Annotated in this window: 19 protein-coding genes; 6 read left to right on the forward strand and 13 right to left on the reverse strand. The window is 72.6% G+C overall.

Annotation, left to right across the window (positions count from 1 at the left end; translation table 11 throughout):
* Window positions 1–143: 143 nt before the first annotated feature.
* From ACFT55_RS00950 to ACFT55_RS00965, 4 genes are all read right to left on the reverse strand, one after another.
* Entirely contained in the window at window positions 144–614 is a 471-nt protein-coding gene (locus ACFT55_RS00950; protein WP_380240533.1) for a hypothetical protein, read from the reverse strand.
* A 100-nt stretch (window positions 615–714) separates the two neighbouring features.
* Window positions 715–2049 (reverse strand): oligosaccharide MFS transporter, encoded by a 1335-nt coding sequence (locus ACFT55_RS00955; RefSeq protein ID WP_380240536.1) that lies wholly within the window; start codon window positions 2047–2049, stop codon window positions 715–717.
* The gene (locus ACFT55_RS00960; RefSeq protein ID WP_380240538.1) at window positions 2049–3065 is read right to left on the reverse strand and encodes a family 43 glycosylhydrolase; all 1017 of its coding nucleotides are present in this window, start codon (window positions 3063–3065) and stop codon (window positions 2049–2051) included. The genes ACFT55_RS00955 and ACFT55_RS00960 overlap by 1 nt, the downstream gene beginning before the upstream one ends.
* Window positions 3066–3261: 196 nt before the next feature.
* Window positions 3262–3888 carry a pentapeptide repeat-containing protein gene (locus tag ACFT55_RS00965; RefSeq protein WP_380240540.1) on the reverse strand — a complete coding sequence of 209 codons (627 nt, stop codon included), beginning with the start codon at window positions 3886–3888 and terminating at the stop codon, window positions 3262–3264.
* 455 nt (window positions 3889–4343) lie between these two features.
* Between ACFT55_RS00965 and ACFT55_RS00970 the strand changes: the two genes are divergently transcribed.
* Entirely contained in the window at window positions 4344–4940 is a 597-nt protein-coding gene (locus tag ACFT55_RS00970; RefSeq protein WP_380240542.1) for an alpha/beta family hydrolase, read from the forward strand.
* 16 nt (window positions 4941–4956) lie between these two features.
* Here the strand turns inward: ACFT55_RS00970 and def are convergent, their stop codons facing one another.
* The gene (def, locus tag ACFT55_RS00975) at window positions 4957–5643 is read right to left on the reverse strand and encodes a peptide deformylase (RefSeq protein ID WP_380240544.1); all 687 of its coding nucleotides are present in this window, start codon (window positions 5641–5643) and stop codon (window positions 4957–4959) included.
* Window positions 5644–5761: 118 nt separating this feature from the next.
* Here def and ACFT55_RS00980 point away from each other — a divergent pair, with 118 nt between their 5' ends.
* The 3 genes from ACFT55_RS00980 to ACFT55_RS00990 all read left to right on the forward strand — a co-directional run bounded on the left by ACFT55_RS00980 (window position 5762) and on the right by ACFT55_RS00990 (window position 8642).
* Window positions 5762–6418: a UdgX family uracil-DNA binding protein gene (locus ACFT55_RS00980; RefSeq protein WP_380240546.1), complete on the forward strand. Its 657-nt coding sequence runs from the start codon at window positions 5762–5764 to the stop codon at window positions 6416–6418.
* Window positions 6419–6525: 107 nt separating this feature from the next.
* Entirely contained in the window at window positions 6526–7254 is a 729-nt protein-coding gene (locus ACFT55_RS00985) for an ABC transporter ATP-binding protein (protein WP_380240548.1), read from the forward strand.
* Entirely contained in the window at window positions 7251–8642 is a 1392-nt protein-coding gene (locus ACFT55_RS00990) for an FtsX-like permease family protein (RefSeq protein ID WP_380240550.1), read from the forward strand. The genes ACFT55_RS00985 and ACFT55_RS00990 overlap by 4 nt, the downstream gene beginning before the upstream one ends.
* Before the next feature lie 18 nt (window positions 8643–8660).
* On the opposite strand, the gene ACFT55_RS00995 is transcribed toward ACFT55_RS00990, so the two are convergent.
* Both ACFT55_RS00995 and ACFT55_RS01000 read right to left on the reverse strand, forming a co-directional pair.
* Entirely contained in the window at window positions 8661–8969 is a 309-nt protein-coding gene (locus ACFT55_RS00995) for a DUF3467 domain-containing protein (RefSeq protein ID WP_380240552.1), read from the reverse strand.
* Window positions 8951–9478, reverse strand: coding sequence for a GNAT family N-acetyltransferase (locus ACFT55_RS01000; RefSeq protein WP_380240554.1), 528 nt, complete (start codon window positions 9476–9478; stop codon window positions 8951–8953). Before ACFT55_RS01000 ends, ACFT55_RS00995 begins: the two co-directional genes overlap by 19 nt.
* Before the next feature lie 47 nt (window positions 9479–9525).
* Between ACFT55_RS01000 and ACFT55_RS01005 the strand changes: the two genes are divergently transcribed.
* A complete protein-coding gene (locus ACFT55_RS01005) occupies window positions 9526–10110 on the forward strand; it encodes a helix-turn-helix domain-containing protein (RefSeq protein ID WP_380240555.1) in 585 nt (194 codons plus the stop codon).
* Window positions 10111–10164: 54 nt separating this feature from the next.
* Here the strand turns inward: ACFT55_RS01005 and ACFT55_RS01010 are convergent, their stop codons facing one another.
* Genes ACFT55_RS01010 through ACFT55_RS01035 form a run of 6 tightly spaced genes read right to left on the reverse strand, consistent with a single transcriptional unit; the run spans window position 10165 to window position 17933 of the window.
* Window positions 10165–11751 carry an ABC transporter substrate-binding protein gene (locus ACFT55_RS01010; RefSeq protein WP_380240557.1) on the reverse strand — a complete coding sequence of 529 codons (1587 nt, stop codon included), beginning with the start codon at window positions 11749–11751 and terminating at the stop codon, window positions 10165–10167.
* On the reverse strand, window positions 11751–12803 hold the full coding sequence (locus ACFT55_RS01015; RefSeq protein WP_380240559.1) for an ABC transporter ATP-binding protein: 1053 nt from the start codon (window positions 12801–12803) through the stop codon (window positions 11751–11753). Before ACFT55_RS01015 ends, ACFT55_RS01010 begins: the two co-directional genes overlap by 1 nt.
* Window positions 12784–13782, reverse strand: coding sequence for an ABC transporter ATP-binding protein (locus tag ACFT55_RS01020; protein ID WP_380240562.1), 999 nt, complete (start codon window positions 13780–13782; stop codon window positions 12784–12786). The genes ACFT55_RS01015 and ACFT55_RS01020 overlap by 20 nt, the downstream gene beginning before the upstream one ends.
* Window positions 13779–14669, reverse strand: a complete 891-nt coding sequence (locus ACFT55_RS01025; RefSeq protein WP_380240564.1) for an ABC transporter permease — start codon at window positions 14667–14669, stop codon at window positions 13779–13781. The genes ACFT55_RS01020 and ACFT55_RS01025 overlap by 4 nt, the downstream gene beginning before the upstream one ends.
* Window positions 14662–15591 carry an ABC transporter permease gene (locus ACFT55_RS01030; protein WP_380240566.1) on the reverse strand — a complete coding sequence of 310 codons (930 nt, stop codon included), beginning with the start codon at window positions 15589–15591 and terminating at the stop codon, window positions 14662–14664. The genes ACFT55_RS01025 and ACFT55_RS01030 overlap by 8 nt, the downstream gene beginning before the upstream one ends.
* Window positions 15591–17933 (reverse strand): ROK family protein, encoded by a 2343-nt coding sequence (locus ACFT55_RS01035; protein WP_380240568.1) that lies wholly within the window; start codon window positions 17931–17933, stop codon window positions 15591–15593. Before ACFT55_RS01035 ends, ACFT55_RS01030 begins: the two co-directional genes overlap by 1 nt.
* A 339-nt stretch (window positions 17934–18272) precedes the next feature.
* Here ACFT55_RS01035 and ACFT55_RS01040 point away from each other — a divergent pair, with 339 nt between their 5' ends.
* Window positions 18273–18608 (forward strand): hypothetical protein, encoded by a 336-nt coding sequence (locus ACFT55_RS01040; protein ID WP_380240570.1) that lies wholly within the window; start codon window positions 18273–18275, stop codon window positions 18606–18608.
* Window positions 18609–18625 lie beyond the last annotated feature (17 nt).

An 18625-nucleotide genomic window follows, 5' to 3' on the forward strand; every position in this document is an offset into this window, starting at 1 on the left:
AACGACTGCGCCACAGCGCGTCCGCGCGGCGCGCCGTCGTCCCCAACTGGTGGTAACGCACGTTCTGAGCGTTCAGAACGTGCGCAACCACCTGTTCGGCACTCGACGGCGGGTGGGGACGGCGTGGGTGGGGACCGCGCGGGTCAGGAGCGCGTGGCCCACGCGGCGAGCGTGAGGGCGACGACATCCTCCGCGAGCGCCGCGGGCAGGTCGGGCCAGCCGCGCTTCGCGAAGGCCGCTCGCCAGGCGGCACCCGCGCCCGTCCCGACGACGCCTCCCGCGGCTCCCGCCAGACCGGCCGCGATCGTGGACCCGGCGGTCGCGTGGTGGCGGACGGCGAGCAGCAGCCCGCCTGCGGCCCCGCTCCCGGCTCGGACGTTCGGTCCCGGCGGGTCGAGCCGGCTGGGCGTGGCGGGCAGCTTGTCGCCCACGATCTCCCCGGCGACGGCGAGCCCGCCGACGAGGCGCAGCGCCCCGGCGGGGCGGCGCAGACCGTGGGTGGGCGCCCGGTGGGCGGGGGCCGGGCCGAGCAGCGGGGCAGCGACACCGAGCGTCGCGCGGGACCCCGCGGCGAGGCCCAGCGCCAGGGCGCGGACGACGAGCGGTGCGGTCATGGGCCCACCCTGGCACTGGTACGCCGATTCCGCCGACGGAGATCGGGCCCTGCCGGACCCGATCTCCCTCCCGGGTGCCGCGCGCGTCGGCGCGATTGCGTCAGCGGGCCTCGGCGAGAAGCGCGGGCGAGGCGCCGTCCGACAGCGCATGACGCCGGTCGTCGCGCATGAGGACGCTGGCCACGACGGTCACGACGACCACGACGGCGCCCATCACGAGGTACGAGTGACCGAAACCGATCGCGTCGTACGCCGCGCCGAACGCCCAGGAGAAGATGACGATGCCGATCTGCTTCGCCATGTTGAAACCGAGCATGTAAGCGGTGGCGGAGATCCGGACGTCGAACATGCGCGTCAGGTACTTCATCACCGAGATGAGCATCAGCGGCATCTCGATGGCCGCGAGCAGGCGCCAGACGATGAGCATCTCCGTCGAGGTGAAGAACGCGGAGCCCAGGACGCGGACCACGAGGACGAGCCCGAAGAGCAGCAGGCCGTTCTTGGCCCCGATGCGGTTGATGAGGAACGGCGTCACGATCATGACGAGCGCCTCGGCGAGGATCTGCACGAAGACGACGCGCGAGAACAGCACCTGCGAGTCGATGCCGCCGGTCACGAACTGCGCGAAGTAGTTCGGGAACTGCTGGTCGAAGACGTCGTAGAGGGCCGCCGTGCCGAACATCAGGACCATGAAGCCGACGAACGAACGGTTCCGGAGCAGCTCCTTGACCGTGCTGAGCGACACCTTCGTGCGGGACTCGCCGGTCGCGTCGCCGCTCACGGCCGCGTACCCGGGCTCCCCGGGCTTCGGCGTGCGTGCCACGAGGAGCAGCACCCCGAGCACGATCGCGGAGAAGGTACCGGCCCACCAGATGTTGTCCGGGTTGGACGCCCAGATGAACCCGCCCACGAGCGAGGCGGTGGCGCCCGCGACCGAGCCGAAGAGGCGCACGTGCCCGTACTCGAAGCCGTTGGCGCGCGCGTTGCGCTCGTTGAACGTCTCGACGATCCCGACGCCGGCGTTGAGGGTCAGGGACAGGAACACACCGCCGACGACGGCGCCGAGCACCTGGTTCGCGTTGACGATCGGGGTGAAGACGAACGCGAAGAAGGGCCCCATCATGGCGCCGACCAGCACGACGAACGCGAAGAGGTTCTTGCGGAAGCCCAGCTTGTCCTGGATGAAGCCGTAGAACGGCTGGAGGCAGAAGGCCGTGAACGCCATCACCGAGTTGAGGAGGCCGATGTTGCCGTGCGACATCCCGGCCTCGGTCTCCAGCCAGCGGCTGAGGAACGTGAACGCGAGCTGCCAGATGGCGAAGTAGAAGAAGAACAGGCCGCCGAAGTTCCAGAACGCGGGCTTGCGCAGCGAGTCGCGGGCGCGGGGCTTGGCGACGCCGTCGTCCGGGGTGGTGGCAGTGGTGGTGGTGCTCATCAGAATGCTCCGTCGGCGGGAAGGATCTCGGTGGAGGTGGGGACCGGGCGGGTGTCGGGGACGGGCGTGCCCCACACGGGGTTCCCGTCGGCGTCGAAGGGCAGCACCTGCGCGCGGGCGTGCCGGTTCGGGTCCCGCAGCGGGTCGCCGGTGATCTCGGTGTAGGTGCGGGCGTGGTAGACGAGCACGGCGTCGCCGTCGGGCGTCTGGGTGAACGAGTTGTGGCCCGGTCCGTACTGGCCGGCGGCCGGGTCGCTCACGAAAACAGGGTCGGCGCTCTTGGTCCACGACGCCGGGTCGAGGAGGTCGGCGCCCGCGTCGGCGGTGAGCAGGCCCATCGCGTAGTCGATGCCGGTGGCGGCACCGGAGTACGTGAGGAAGACGCGGCCGTCGCGCACGAGGACGGACGGGCCCTCGTTGACCCAGAAGCCGCTCGTCTCCCAGTCGTACTCGGGGCGCGTGAGCTCGACGGCGGGCGTCGCGAGGGTCCACGGGTTCGCCATGCGGGCGATGTAGAGGTTGGAGTGGCCCTTGACGTCCGGGTGCTGCTGCGCCCACACGAGGTACTGCGCGTCGTCGAGGGTGAAGCTCGTGGCGTCCAGCGCGAACGACTCCCAGCCGGTGTCGACCTGGCCGCGCTCCACCCACGCCCCCTCGAACGGGTCGTCGGCGGTGTTCTCCAGGACGAAGACGCGATGGTTGAAGGTGTCGTCGGTGCCCGGCACGTCGACGGTGACGGACTCGTCGGGGGCGGCGGCGTAGTAGACGTACCACGCGCCGTCGACGCGGTGGATCTCGGGCGCCCAGATGAGGTGGGACTGCGGGCCGTCGGCGTGCCGTTCCCAGATGGTGACCTCGTCGGCCGCCTGCAGGTCTTCCAGCCGCTCGGCCCGGCGGAGCACGATGCGGTCGTACTGCGGATGGGATCCCGTGAAGTAATAGGTGCCCTCGTGCCGGAGCACGCACGGGTCGGCGCGCTGCAGCACGATCGGGTTGACCGTGACCTGGTCCGTCATTGGCTGTCTCATCCTCCGGTGTCCTGCACTGGTCCGGCGTCGGCTCAGCGGGCGCTGCTCCACAGAGAATGTAAACGATGTAAACGGACTGTTGCGGAGACGTCTGGACCTTCGAGGGCGAGATCGGCGCGATGACCTGGGGGAAGGTGGCGACAGTGTGACGAGGACCACGTCGGGACGACGGGCCGGCCGACGGTCAGGGCGTGACGACGAGCCCGAGCGCCTCGGCGACGACGACCGCCTGAGCCGGGTCGACCACGGCACCGGACAGCCGTGCCGACCGCGGGTCCAGCGCCGACAGGTCGCTGCCGCGCAGGACGGCGCCGCTCAGGTCGACGTCGCCCAGCTCCGCTCCCGACAGGTCGACGCCCAGCACGGAGGCGCCGGACAGGCGCGCGCCGTCGAGGTCGGCCTCCCGCATCCGCAGGCCCTCGAGGTGCACGCCGTCGAGCGCCGCCCGTCGCAGCGAGACGAACGACCAGTCGCCGCGCTCCGCGCGCAGCAGGTCGAACCGGCAGTCGTCGAACCGCGAGCCGACGAGCTTGCACCGCTCGAACCGCGCGTCGAACAGGTTCGCCCGGCCGAACGTGCAGCCCGTGAACGCGCACTCCGTCCACACCGACGCGTTGAACCGCACCCCCCGGAACGTGCACCGGTCGAACGTCGCGCCGGTGGCGGTCGCCTCGGTGAGGTCCACCTCCACCAGCTCGACGTCCTGGAGCACCAGCCCTGACAGGTCCCTGCCGTACCAGTCCTCCCCCCGGACCGTGCTGCCCGGCTCGACGTCGCCCGGTCCGATGCCGCCCGCCTCGATCTCGCTCACCCCCCGGACGCTAGCCGGGACCGCGGACACCCGCCGTCGTCGTCCCGAAGCCGCTCGTCGGCGAGGCGCCTCCGGGGCAGCCGAGGTAGGCCACCCCACCGCGAGGTAGTTCAACCCCCGGTGAGGTAGTTCAACCCACCGCGAGGTAGTTCAACCCACCGCGAGGTAGGTCAACCCCCGGTGAGGTAGTCCCTCCGGGACGAAGGGGGTGAAACCCTCCGCGCAGCAGGACGGCAACCTCCCCCGCCGGACAGATTTCGGAAGAGGGCCCACTACCTCGCCCGTTGTGGAACTACCTCGGCACGCCCCCTGCTACCTCGCCGCGGTGCGCACTACCTCGGCACGCCCCCTGCTACCTCGCCGCGCTGCGCACTACCTCGCCGCGTTGCGCACTACCTCGGCAGGGCTCGTGCTACCTCGCCGCAGGACGCAGCGGGGCGGGGGACACTGGTCTCGTGCCAGAGACGACGACGCCCCGGTCGACGCCGCCGCGCGGCCTGATCCTGACTCCCGGCGCGGGCGCGAGCCGCGACCACCACACGCTCGTCGCGGTGGAGGAGCGGCTCGCAGAGCTGGACCCGCCGCTGCCGGTCGAGCGGGTCGACTTCCCCTACCGGCTGGCGGGCAAGCGGATGCCCGACCGGCCGCCGGTGGCGGTCGCGCACCTGCGCGCGGAGGCGGAGCGGTTCGCCGCCGCGCTCGGCGTGGGCACGGACCGGCTGCTGCTGGGCGGGCGGTCGTACGGCGGGCGGATGTGCTCGATGGCGGTGGCCGAGGGGCTGCCCGCCGCGGGTCTGGTGCTCCTCAGCTATCCCCTGCACCCGCCGGGCAAGCCGGAGAAGCTGCGCGTCGAGCACCTGCCGCAGCTCGAGGTGCCGGTGCTGCTCGTCTCGGGCGACCGCGACCCGTTCGGCACCCCCGCAGAGCTGGCCGAGCACGCCGCGACGATCCCCGGGCCCGTCACGACGGTCGTCCTGCCCGGCGCGCACGACCTGCGCGGCAAGGACGCCGACGTCGCGGCCGCGGTCGCGGACTGGGCGAGCGCCCTCTGACGCGCTCCCCGGCGGCTCAGCGTCCGCCGGCGGGCCGCTCGGGGTAGTCGGCCGGCTTCTTGCCCAGCTCGACGGCGAGCTCGTGGCGGCCGGCGAGGATGTCGGGCCGTTCCTCGTCGCGCTGGCGCAGCGCGTCGGCCTGCAGGTCGGGCGACAGGTGGTCCCAGTACAGGGTGCCGTCCAGGTGCTGCGCCTCGTGGATGAACGCCCGGGCCAGGAACCCGCTGCCGGAGAGCTGCACCGGCCCGCCGTGCTGGTCGACGCCCCGCACGGTCGCAGCACCCGGCCGCTCCAGCGGCTCGTACGCGCCCGGCACGGACAGGCACCCTTCGTCCTCGGTCTCGGGCTCCGCCTCGGTGTCGACCTCGAGCACCGGGTTCACGACGTGCCCCACGTGCCGGTCGCCGCGCTCGTCGGTGACGTCGTAGACGAACAGGCGCAGCCCGACGCCGACCTGCGGGGCTGCGAGGCCCACGCCCTCGGCGTTCTCCATCGTGGCGAACATGTCGTCGATCAGGCGCGCGAGCTCCGGCGTCGAGAACTCCTCCACCGTCGCGGCCGGGGCGTGCAGCACGGGCTCCCCGATCTCGGTGATCCGCAGCACCCGGCCGCGCGCGGCCTCGGGCGCCTGAGCGGGGTACGGGTCGACCGGCTCGCCCAGCAGGTACGTGGTGGGCCGACGACGACCGAAGCTCCAAGCCATGCCGCCGAGCCTATTTCAGGTCGGGGGGCACCCGCGCCGGCCGTGGGCGGCGAGGGGCGAGCACCGGGCGCGGGCGCGATCCTGGCGGTGCCGCCGCCGTCGACCCCCGGAGGAACCCGTGGCCCGCCCCACCGACCGTCCCGGCGCCGGGCGCTGGGTGCCCGGCGACACGCCCGACGTCGGCCGCCTCGCCCGCGCGGCGCGGGAGTGCCGGGGGTGCGAGCTGTGGCACGACGCCACCCAGGTCGTGTTCTCGTCCGGCCCGCCCGACGCGGCGCTCGTGCTGGTGGGCGAGCAGCCCGGCGACCGCGAGGACCGGGAGGGCGAGCCGTTCGTCGGACCCGCCGGCCGGGTCCTCGAGGACGCGCTCGAGGCCGCCGGGATCGACGTGGGCACCGTCTACCTGACCAACGCGGTCAAGCACTTCCGGCACGTCGAGCTGCCCGAGCGCGGCCGGCGCCGGCTGCACAAGACCCCGGCCGTCGCGCACGTGCGCGCCTGCCTGCCGTGGCTCGAGGCGGAGCTGGCCGCCGTCCGCCCGCGCGTCGTCGTCGCCCTCGGCTCGACGGCGGCCCGCGCGGTGCTGGGCCGGCCGGCCCGGGTCGGCGAGCTGCGCGGTCGTGTCCTGGACGCGCCGGAGGACGGTGCGGCCGTCGTCGTGACCACCCACCCGTCGGCGCTGCTGCGCCTGCGGGACCGGTCCGGCTGGGACGAGGCCTTCGCCGCCCTGGTCGCGGACCTCGCGACCGCCGCGCGGGCGGCTCGTGACACCTGACCGCGGGGCACCCTGAGCGCATGTCATACCGCAGGGGGACCCGCGACGACCGCGGATCCGCTCCTGGTCCGACGCGCCGGGCCGCGGCTGGGCGCGAGGGTGGTGACATGACACCTCTGCTGAGCGCGCGCGGCCTGACGATGCAGTACCCCGGCGGGGTCACGCCCGCCCTCGACGCGGTGGACCTCGACATCGCCGCGGGCGAGTCGGTCGCCATCATGGGCGCCTCCGGCTCCGGGAAGACGACGCTGCTGCACTGCCTCGCCGGCATCCTGCGGCCGACGGGCGGCTCGGTGACGTTCGCGTCCGCCGGCGGCCCGGTGCGGGTCGAGTCGCTCGACGACGCGGGCCGCTCCCGGCTGCGGCGCGAAGAGCTCGGGTTCGTCTTCCAGCAGGGGCTGCTGCTCGACGAGCTGACGGCGCTGGAGAACGTGGCCGTGGCCCGCATGCTGGGCGGGGTGCCGCGCGGCCAGGCCGAGGCGGAGGCCGCGCAGTGGCTCCAGTACCTGGGTCTGGCCGGGCTGGAGCAGCGACGGCTGGGCGAGCTGTCCGGCGGGCAGGCGCAGCGCGTCGCGATCGCGCGCGCCCAGGTCACCGGCGCCCGCCTCATCTTCGCGGACGAGCCCACCGGGGCGCTCGACTCGGCCACGTCGGTCGAGGTCCTCGACCTGCTGCTCTCGGCCACGCAGGCCGGCCGCACCCTCGTCGTCGTCACGCACGACGCCGACGTCGCGCGCCGCTGCGCCCGCACCGTCGTGCTGCGCGACGGGCGCGTCGTCTCGGACACGGGCTCCCCTGCCGCCGCCCCGGCGGACGCCACCGAGGTCGCCCGATGACCGCCGCCCCCGCCGTCCCCGGTGCCCGCGCGGCAGGCCCGTTCACCACGGCGGTCCACCTCGCGCCCCTGTTCGCGCGCCGCCGCGACGGCGACCGCCTCGCGACCGCGCTGCCCGTGGTGAGCTTCGCCGTCGTCACCGCCCTGCTGCTCATCGTGCTGGGCGGCGCGCAGGCGTTCTTCGGCTGGCACGACGAGCTCGCCTCGACGTACGCGACGCTCGCCGTCATCGCCGTCGTGCTGCTCCTCGTGCCGCTGGCCACCGTCGGGGCGTCCGCCGCGCGCCTGGCGGCCCGACGCCGCGACGAGCGCCTCGCGTCGCTGCGGCTGCTGGGTGCCACCACCGGCACCATCACCGTGCTCACCGTGCTCGAGGCGGCCGTGACGGCCCTGGTGGGTGCCGTGCTCGGCGTCGTCGTCTACGCGGTCACCGCGCCGCTGGTGGGCCTGCTGCACTTCCGTGGCGAGGCGCTCGGGTCGCAGATGTGGGTGCCGTGGTGGTGGCTGCCGCTCGCCGTGCTCGCCGTCGCGCTGCTGGCCGCCGGGAGCGCCGTCGTCGGCCTGCGGGCCGTCGTCGTGACGCCGCTCGGCGTCCGCACCCGGCAGCGCCCGGGCACCGCGCACTGGGTGCGCGTCGTGATCGCGGTGGGCGTGCTCCTCGGCGGTCTCGCCCTCATGCAGGTGCTGGGCACGCTCGGGGAGCTGGGCGGCATCGTCGCCATCGTCGGCACCCTCGCCGCGATCTTCGGCGGCATGCTGCTGGCCCTCGACGCCCTGGGCCCCTGGTTCGTGCGGGTGCGCGCCCGCCGGCAGGCGCGCAAGGCGGCCACGGTGCCGCGCCTGCTCGCCGCGCGCATGATCCTGGAGGACCCGAAGGCGGCGTGGCGTCAGGTCAGCGGGGTCGCCATGACGAGCTTCGTCGGCGTGTTCGGCGCGGTCGGCCTGGCGCTCGCGAACCAAGGGACGACGGTCGAGATGGACGACGACGCGCGCTGGCTCATGCACGACATCTCGACGGGCGTGCTCGTCACCGTGGCCGGGTCGTTCCTCATGGTGGCCTGCTCGGTGGCCATCAACCAGGCCGCCGCGACGCTCGACCGGGCCGCGGTGCACGTGTCGCTCGACCGGCTCGGCGTGCCGCGCTCGGTGATGAGCGAGGCGTCCCGCCGCGCCGTGATGTCGGCCCTGTGGATGGTGGCGGGCGGTTCGGCGCTGTGCGCGGCCGTGCTGATCTTCCCGCTGGTCGGGATGGCGGTGTTCATCCAGCCGGTCGCCGTGGTCACCGCGCTGGCCGTGTTCGCGCTCGGCTTCCTCGCGGTGCGCGGGGCTGCCGCGCTCAGCGCGCGGCTCGTGCCGGGCATCCTCGCCCGGCCCGAGCGCGCGCTCTGACGGGCCGGCCGGTGGGGGTCACGCTCCCCCGTCGGTCTTCTTGCCCGTCTCCCGCTCCCAGGCGTCGAGCTGCTGGGTGAGCGCCCGCGCGAGCTCGAACACCTGCTGCGGCGGGATGCGCACCCGCGACACCACCCGCCCGGGCACCACCCGGCCGGTGACCGCGCCCGTCTCCGGGTCGGTCACCGGCTGCGGCGGCTTCGTCGCCGCCACGAAGTCGATGACGAACGACGTCGACGTGTGCCACAGAGACGCGAAGTCCGCCGGGACCCCGCCCTCCAGGTCGGAGGGCACGTCGATCTGGAACTTCACCTCGTTGCTCGCCATGGGTCCACCTTCCCACCGCCCTGCAACGGCAGGGCGAGGACGGCCAGGTCGAGCCACCGTCCGAACTTGGTGCCGATCTCCGGCAGGCGCCCCACGTGGGTGAACCCGAGCGACTCGTGCAGCCGGACCGAGGCGGCGTTGCCCGCCTCGATGTCGGCGAGCATCACGTGGTGGCCCGCGGCCCGCGCCCGGGCGACGAGCTCGGTCATGAGCGCCCGGCCCAGGCCGCGGCCCTGGAACCCGTCCGCGACGTAGACCGAGTCCTCGACGGTGTGCCGGTACCCGGCCTTGGCGCGCCACTGGGCGTAGGTGGCATACCCGGCCACGGCGCCGTCGTGGTCCGCCACGAGGACCGGGTTGCCGGCGGCGCGCTGCGCCGCGAACCAGGCTGCGCGCTCGTCGCGCGGCACCTCGTCGTCCGTCCAGATCGCCGTCGACGAGCGGATGGCGGCGTTGTGGATGGTCAGGATGCCGTCGAGGTCGGAGTCGCGCGCGTCGCGGAGGATCATGCGCATATAGTAGACGCCGTGCTTCTTATCGTATCCGGCGGGTCCGTATGACGGCCGACCACGACCTCGGCGCCGCGCTCGCCGGCACCGTGCAGTCCGCCCGTGTCGCCCGCGGGCTGACCGTCGCGGCGCTCGCGGAGGCCTCCGGCGTCTCGCGGGCGATGATCTCCCGCGTCGAGCGCGCCGAGGCGCAGCCCACCGCCGCGCTGCTCGGGCGCCTCTCGGCTGCGCTGGGCATGACGCTCTCGGAGCTCGTCGCCCGTGCCGAGGGCGACACCCGCCGCCTGGCGCGCCGCGCCGAGCAGCCCGTCTGGACGGACGGCGAGACCGGCTACGTGCGCCGCGCGGTCTCCCCTCCGGCGAGCGCCTCGCTCGAGCTCGTCGAGGTCGAGCTCCCGCCCGGCGCGGAGGTCGCCTACCCCGCCGAGGCCTACCGCTTCGCCGACCAGCAGATCTGGGTGCTGGACGGCGCGCTGCGGTTCGTCGAGGGCGGCACGGTGCACGAGCTGGGCGCGGGCGACTGCCTCCAGCTGGGGCCTCCCGCCGACTGCACCTTCGTCAACGCGTCGGGCGCGCCGTGCCGCTACCTCGTCGTCCTCGACAAGCTCGCCGGCCCGCGCCGCGCGCGCTGAGCGCGACCGAAGGGCCGGACGGGAACCCTGTCCGGCCCTTCGGCGGTCGCCCGCTCAGGAGCAGGTGACCTCGGTGCGGTAGATCTGCATGTCGCCGCCCGCGGCGTGCGGGGTCGCGCACTTCGTGTGCGCGACGTACATCACCTGCTGGTAGAGCGGCTGGATGACCTGGTCGGCGAGGATGCGGTCCTCCGCCTTCTTCCACAGGACGTCCGCGGCGTCCTGGGTCGGCGCGGCGAGCGCGGCGTCGACGGCGGCCTGGCCCACGGGGTCGCTGTACTTCAGGCGGTAGTTCGCGTCGACGTAGACCGACGCGATCCACTCGGACGCCGCGGGGAACGACGAGCCCCACAGCTGGATGACGGGCCCGTCGAGCTTGTACGAGTTGATCGTCTCGGACAGGGCGGCCGCGGGCACCGGCTTCGGCTCGACGGTGAGCCCGATCTCCTTGGCGGAGTTGGACACGGCGAGGGCCGTCGCGGCGTCGGTGGTGTTCTCCGAGGAGTAGCTCAGCGGGATGGTCCCCGTGAAGCCCGACTCCTTGACGAGCGCCTTGGCGGCCTCCGGGTCGTAGATGCAGTACTGGCCGCAGGCGTCCTCGCGGTAGGCGGACACCGAGTTCGGCATGAGGGAGCCGGCGGGGACGGTCGCGTCCTTGAACAGGTCCTTCGAGATGGTCTCGCGGTCGACGATCATCGAGAACGCCTGGCGCACCTCCTTCGGGAACGTGTGGTCGAGGTAGGTCGGCCAGGTGAAGTAGGTCTCCAGCGTGTTGCGGTCGATCGCGGTGAGCCCCTCCTCGCCGAGCGAGTTGCGCCCCTGCGCGATGAGCCCCGGCGGCAGGCTGCGCAGCACGTCGGCGTTGCCGGCGACGACGTCCTGGTAGGCCGTGTTGGTGTCGGTGTAGACGCGGAAGGTGATCTGGTCGGCCGCGCCGTCGGGCACCCAGCCCTGGTACTTCGGGTCCTTCTTCAGCACGGCCTCGACCTGCGGGTCGAGCTTCTCGAGCGTGTAGACGCCGTTGCCGACCGGCTTCTTGTCGTAGGCGACGGGGTCGGCGAACGCGCTCTCGGGCATCGGGCAGAAGGCCAGCTGCGACAGGATGTACGGCACGTCGTTGTTGGGCGACTTCATCTCGATCGTGAACGTGCTGTCGTCCACGAGCGTGATGCCGGAGAACTCGGTCGCCTTCGCCTTGCCCTTCGCGGGGTTCAGCTCGTCGTAGCCCTTGATCGGGCCGTAGGCGTAGTTCGAGGGCATCGCGTTGGCGCCGGCGCCGACGAAGTTGAACGTGTCGACGTACGTCTTCGCCGTGATCGGCGTGCCGTCCGAGAAGGTGTGGCCGTCGGCCACCTTGACGGTCCAGGTGACCTGGTCGTCGCTCTCGAGCGACTCGGCGCCGCGCATGAAGACCTTGCCGTCCTCGTCGATGCCGGTCAGCGGCTCGCAGAGCGCCATCGCGATCTGGCTGCCGGGGTTCTGGGCGCCGGTGATGCGGCCGATCTCGCCGTTGTTCACGGCGACGATGGACGTCGTCCCGTCGGCGGTCTCGGCGGGTTCGCCGAGACAGCCGGACAGCATCGAGGCGCACGCAGCGGCGGCGACGATGCCGACCGCGATGCGGCTGCTCCTACGGTTCATCAGTGGTTCCTTTCGGACAGGGTGAGGGAGGAGGGAAGCATGGTGACCATGCCGACGCGGGAGCGCGTGATCTGCTCGGCGAGGTGGCAGGAGGCGTGGTGCGCCGGGCGTCCGCCCGGGACGGACCGCAGGTCGGGCACGTCGGTGGCGCACCGCTCGACCGCCGCGTAGCAGCGGGTGTGGAACGGGCAGCCCGGCGGCGGGTCGATCGGCGACGGCGGGTCGCCCTCGAGCACCACCCGCTCGAGGTGCTCCCCCGGCGCGAGCTTGCGCGGGATCGCCGAGAGCAAGGCCCGCGTGTACGGGTGGGCGGTGGCGCCGTAGACGTCGTCGCAGTCCCCCTGCTCGACGACCTTGCCGAGGTACATCGTCACGATGCGGTCGGACATGTGCTGGACGACGTCGAGGTCGTGCGCGATGAAGATGATCGACAGCCCGAGCTCCCGCTTGAGGCGGTTCAGCAGGTTGAGCACCTGCGCGCGGACCGAGATGTCGAGGGCCGAGACCGGCTCGTCGCACACCAGCAGCTTCGGCTCGACGGCGAGCGCCCGCGCGATGCCGATGCGCTGCAGCTGGCCGCCGGAGAACTCGTGCGGGTACCGGTGCGCGTGCTCGGGGTTCAGGCCGACCTGGGTGAGGAGCTCGCCCACCCGGGCGTCGACCTTCGACGCGGGCAGCAGCCGGTGCGTCGTGACGCCCTCCGCGATCGACTGCCCGACCGAACGGCGCGGGTCCAGCGAGGCGTGCGGGTCCTGGAACACCATCTGCACCTCGCGGTGCAGCAGCGTCTTGCGGTCGGCGTGCGACATCGCACCGACGTCGGCGCCGTTCCAGCGGACGGTGCCCTCGCTGGGTGCCTCCAGGCCGCAGATGATGCGTGCGAGCGTGGACTTGCCGCACCCGGACTCGCCCACCAGGCCGACCGTCTCGCCCTCGGCGACCGTGAAGTCCACGCCGTCGACGGCCCGGACCTGCCCGTGCGCCCCGCGCGAGAACATCGTGTGCTTCTGCTTGTAGAAGCGGCGCACCGACTCAAGCTCCAACAACGGCACGGGCGATCACCTCCTCCTTGTGGTGGCAGGCCGCGGCGCGGTCCGGCGTGAAGGCGTCCAGGACGGGCAGCGCGGTGCGGCACCGGTCGGTGGCGTACCCGCAGCGCGGGTTGAAGCTGCAACCGGGCGGCCGGCGGGCGATGTCGGGCGGCAGCCCCTGGATCGTCGGCAGGTCGCCGCCGCGGTGCGCGGCGCTCGGGATGGAACCCAGCAAGCCCTGGGTGTAGGGGTGCGCGGGGTGGTCGAACAGGGTGTCGATGGGGCCGGACTCGGCGACCCGTCCCGCGTACATGACGAGCGCCCGGTCGGCGAGCTGTCCGGCGACGCCGAGGTCGTGGGTGATCATCAGCAGCGCCATCTGACGCCGCTCGGTGATCTCCCCGAGCAGGTCCAGGATCTGCGCCTGCACGGTGGCGTCGAGGGCGGTCGTCGGCTCGTCCGCGATGAGGATGTCGGGGTCGAGCGCGAGCGCCATCGCGATCATGATGCGCTGGCGCATCCCGCCGGAGAACTGGAAGGGGTAGTCGTCGGCGCGGTGCGCCGCGTCGGGGATCCGCACCGCGCGCATCATGTCGACGGCGGCGGCGTGCGCCTGCTTCTTCCCCATCCCGCGGTGCACGCGGTAGAGCTCGGCGATCTGGGTGGCCACGGTCTGCACGGGGTTGAGGGCGCTCAGCGCGTCCTGGAACACCATCGCGATGCGGGCGCCCTGCACGCGGCGCAGGCGCGGCGCGGGGAGGGTGAGCAGGTCGTCGCCGTCGAACATGATCCGGCCGCCGGTGATGCGCGACGCCGGCTTGGGCAGGATGCCCATGATCGCCTTGGCGGTGATGCTCTTGCCGGACCCGGACTCGCCGAGGACGGCGAGCGTCTCGCCGCGGTGGAGCGTGAAGCTCACGTCCTGCAGCGCCGCGACCGGCGGGTTGCCCGGCGAGCGGAACTCGAGGGACAGGTTCTGGACGTCGAGGAGCGGGGTCATCGGCGGGCCTTCGGGTCGAGGGCGTCGCGCAGGCTCTCGCCGAGCACGACGAAGGCGAGCGTGGTGAGCCCGAGCATCAGCGCGGGGAAGAACATCAGCAGCGGCGCGATCTGCCAGTTGCCGTCCTGGCTCGCGAGCGCGATCTGGATGCCCCAGGAGAAGGCGGGCAGCTTGAGCCCGACGCCCAGGATGGAGAACCCGGCCTCGGCGGCCATGCCCGCACCGACCGACAGCGTCGTCATGACGATCAGCGGCGTGACGGCGTTGGGGATGACGTGGGAGCCGAGGATGCGCCACGGACCGACGCCCAGGCCGCGGGCCGCCTGGATGAACTCCAGGTTCTTGACCTGCATGACCGAGCTGCGCATGTAGCGCATGGTCGCGGCCCAGCTGAACAGCACGAGGACGAGGACGATCGTCCACACCGTGCGCGAGCGGAACTGGTACAGGATCACCAGGCTGGCGATGCCGACCGGGATGCCGAGGATCACGTTCGACGTCCACGAGATGACCGTGTCCACGACCCCGCCGAAGTAGCCGGCGAGCGACCCCGCGACGAGCGCGATCAGGAACGAGATCGCCGCGGTGTAGACGCCGACCTCGAGCGAGGTGCGCGCGCCGTGGACGACGTTCGACCAGTAGTCGCAGCCCTGGATGTCGAAGCCCATGGGGTGTCCCGGCGCCGGGCCGAGGCGGGACTGCGACAGGTCGCAGTCGCGGGGGTCGAGCTGCGTGAACAGCGACGGGAACAGCGCCATGAGCACGACGACGACGATGATGAGCGCCGCGAGGTCGAACCAGGGGCTCTTCCACAGGGTGCGCAGGCCGCTGCGCGGGCGGCCCTGGCGCGTCCTTGCCGCGGGCGGCGCGATGGTGGGGTCAGACATGACGCACCCTCGGGTCGATGATCGGGTAGAGCAGGTCCACGACGAGGGCCGCGACCAGGTAGAACAGCAGGAGGAACACGGAGACGCCGACGACGACCGGGCCGTTCTGGGTGTCGATGGCGCGGGCGAGCGTGCCGCCGAGGCCGGGCAGGTTGAAGATCGTCTCGATGAGCACCGACCCGCCCAGCAGGGCCGCCATGCTCAGCCCGAGGTAGGTCACGACCGGCATGAAGGCGTTGCGCAGCGCGTGCACCCACATGATCCGGTGGGGTCCGATCCCCTTCGCGGTGGCCGTGACGATGTAGTCGGACCGCATCGTGTCGACGAGGCTCGTACGGCTCAGCCGCGCGAGCGGGGACGCGGTCTCCAGCGCGAGCACCAGGGCGGGCATGACGAACGCGAGCGGGAACCCGGCCTGCACCCCGGAGATCGGTAGCCAGTGCAGCTTGATGCCGAACACGTACTGCGAGAAGTACGCGATGATGAAGCCGGGCACCGCCAGGAAGAAGATCGTGAAGAACAGGTTGAACTTGTCCGGCAGCTTCCCCTGCCGCAGCCCGGCCCAGACGCCCAGGCACACACCGATGACGAGCTTGAGCACGAACGCGGTCAGCGCGAGCACCAGGGTGTAGGGCAGCGCCGTCGCGATCAGGGCGGACACGGAGTTGCCGTTGAAGTCGTGCCCGAAGTTGCCGTGCAGCACGCCCCACAGGTACTTCGCGTACTGGACGAAGAACGGGTCGTCGAGGTTGTACTGGTCGCGGATGGCGGCGATCGTCGAGTCCGAGAGCCGCTTCTCGCCGCCGGCCAGCCGGGTGACCGGGTCACCCGGGATGAGGAACACCAGCAGGTAGACCAGGAACGTCGACCCGACGAGCGTCGGGACCATCATGAGGATGCGCCGCAGCGCGTACCGCCCCATCAGCGCCGGGCGGGCTGGTGCGCCGCGTAGTAGTCGAGCAGCTCGGCGGGGAGCTGGGGGATCTCGAACGGCGTGGAGTCTGCGCGGATCGACAGCGCGCCGCCGACGCCCGCGGCGACGGCGTCCCGCGCCGCGACCGGGCTCGTGTCGGTGGGGGTGCCGCGGCGCACGAACTCGACGAACTCGGCGACCGTGAGCGGGTCGGCGCCGCCGTGGCCGCCGTCGCCGCCGTCCTCGATCGGGTAGCGCACGTGCCCCTTCTCGAGGTAGTCGCTGCGCTGGTTCCACACCCGGATCTCGCCGCCGGCGTCGTCGTCGAAGTTCTCGATGCGGCCCTCGGTGCCGATCACCGTGTAGTTGCGCCAGTAGTCCGGAGTGAAGTGGCACTGCTGGTAGCTCATCAGCACGCCCGAGTCGGTGCGCATCATGATCATCGAGATGTCCTCGACGTCGATGACGGGGTTGAGGTCCTGCTGGGCCAGCGGCGGCCAGTTCTGCATGGAGAACCAGTCGCCCATCCGCCGGTCGGAGTTGTCGCGGCGCGAGTCGACCTTGTCGTAGACGGCGAGGTCGCCGACGCCGACGACCGACCGGGTGGAGGTCCCGGCGATCCAGTGCATGACGTCGATGTCGTGCGCGCCCTTCTGCAGGAGCAGGCTCATGGCCTTGTCGCGCTCGGCGTGCCAGTCCTTGAAGTAGTAGTCGCCGCCGTGGCCGACGAAGTGCCGGCACCAGATCGCCTTGACCTCGCCGATCTCGCCCCGGTCGACGATGTCCTTCAGCATTCGCACGACCTGCATGTGCCGCATGTTGTGGCCGACGTAGACCTTGGTGCCGGTGCGGTGCCCCGCCTCGAGGATGCGGTCGGCGTCCTCGATGGAGATGGCGAGGGGCTTCTCGATGTAGGTGGCGATGCCGGCCTCGAGCAGCTCGACGGCGACGTCGGCGTGCGTGAAGTCCGGGGTGGTGACGAACGCGCCGTCGATCTCGAGGCCGGAGGCGATGAGCTCCTTGACGGAGGCGAACACGGGCACGTCCCCGAACAGTCGCGCGGCCCGCGCGTGGGTGCGCGGGTCGGGGTCGACGGCGGCGACGACGCTGCCGCCCGCCTCCTGCACGTGCAGCGCGACGCCGGCGCGGGCGCCGATGCCGATCGCGGCGGCTCGGAACGGTGTCGTCTCGGCGACGCTGTCGGTGCTCATCTGTTCGTTCTCCGGATCGATGGTGACGACGGGTGCCGGGACGTCCGGCACCCCGTAGATGCGGGTGGAGTGCTTGGTGAAGGCCAGGCCGAGGGCGCCGAGGACGGTCGCGTCCGCGCCGAGCTCGCCGCCGCGGATCAGCCGGGGGCCGGGCTGCACGCCCGTGACGGCGGTGCGGATGTTGTCGGCGAGCGGCCCGGCCACGAGGTCGGCGAACTCGCCGAGCTCGCCGCCGAGGACGATGACGTCGGGGTCGACGGTGAGCAGCAGCGCGGCCAGCGCGGGCGCCATCGCGGCGCTCAGGCCCTCCAGCGCCGTGAGGCCGGACAGGTCAGCCGGGTCGTCACGGAGCTTGCGCAGCTCGGCGCCCACTTTCGGCGCGGCCTCGAGGATGGGGCCGGCCGGCACCTCCACGTCGCTGAAGGCGCGGAGCAGGCCGACCTCCCCGGCGCGGCCCCGGCGCCCGCGCACGACGTGGCCGTCCGCCGTGACCCGCGCGGACACGTGGTGCCAGGTGAGCGCGTACACGCCGGTCTCCGCGTCGGTGAGGGCGCCGCCGCGGGACTCGGCCTCGGCCGCGAGGGACAGGTCGTTGTCCGCCACGACCGGCGCGCCGAAGTACTCGGTGAGCATCGCGGCGAGGTTGCGGCCGTTCCACTCGGTGATCTGCGGGGCGGAGACGAGGATGCCGTCCTCGTCGATCAGGCCGGCGATGGCGACGCCGATGGCGGCGACGTTCGACTGGCGGTGGCCGGCCCGTTCCAGGGTCTGCTGCAGCAGGGCGCGGACGGGGGCGAGCGACGGCTGCGCGGTGGTGGGCGGGGCGACCGCGGAGTCCTGCCGACCCAGCACGCGTCCGGTGCGGTCGGCGACGACGATACGCACCGCGCTGCGGGTGAGGTCGATGCCCACGACCACCGGAGAGCCCGCCACGGGCGAGAACGTGCGGGCCGGGCGGCCCGACGCGACCCGCGCCTCGTGCTCGACCGCCAGCCCGGACTCCATCAGCTCGCCCAGCGCCGCGGTGACCGTCGGTCGCGACAGCCCGGTGCTCTCGGCGAGGTCCGCGATGGTCGCCCGCTCCAGGTCGCGCAGGCTCGCCAGGCACTGGGCGACGAGCTTCACGTCGATGGCAGACATCCTTGACCCCACTTCCGAAGTGACTTCCACGACCGTTGTGAAAGCAGTTTCGCCATTCTGGGACCGGCGCCGCGGGCTGTCAATGGGCAACTTCGAGGCTCGGTGCGCGGCCCGCCGTGCAGAATCTGCACGCAGCCCGGCGAGCGTCGTCTGCGGCGCTACCGTGGTCGAGCCGGTGCGGCTCACCCCAGTACCGGCGGCCGGGCCGTCGTCGTCGCGGACCAGCGCCACCCGGGCCGGTCACCTCGATCACACCCAGTCGAGGCGCGAGCGCCCCACTTCCTGTCCCGGACAGTGGGGCGCTCGTGGTCGCTCACCTGCGCGTGGCAGACTCCGGCGATGGACCAGATCTTCGTCTTCGCGGTCGAGGACGCGGAAGCAGCCTGCTGGCGCGCCGAGCTCGGTGTGGTCGCCCCCGACAAGGCGGCGGCCGTGCGGCGGCTGCGCGAGGCCGGCGTCCGCAAGTCGCAGTTCAGGAACGGCCTCAGGCCCGACCGCGTCATGGGCTTGTCGGAGATCGCGCTGGCCGGCCTCAGGTCGGGTGCCGTCGTGCGTCGGCGCGACGACGACGGATGGACGCCGTGGGAGGTCGTCGCGAGCGACCGGACGCTGAACTGGCGGCGGTCGGGGCACTTCGCCATCGACTCCCGTGGAGGTGTTCACCGCCTCCGCTGAGGCTCCCCACCGGCACC

The sequence above is a fragment of the Isoptericola sp. NPDC057191 genome (genome assembly GCF_042670225.1).
Taxonomy (GTDB): Bacteria; Actinomycetota; Actinomycetes; order Actinomycetales; family Cellulomonadaceae; genus Isoptericola.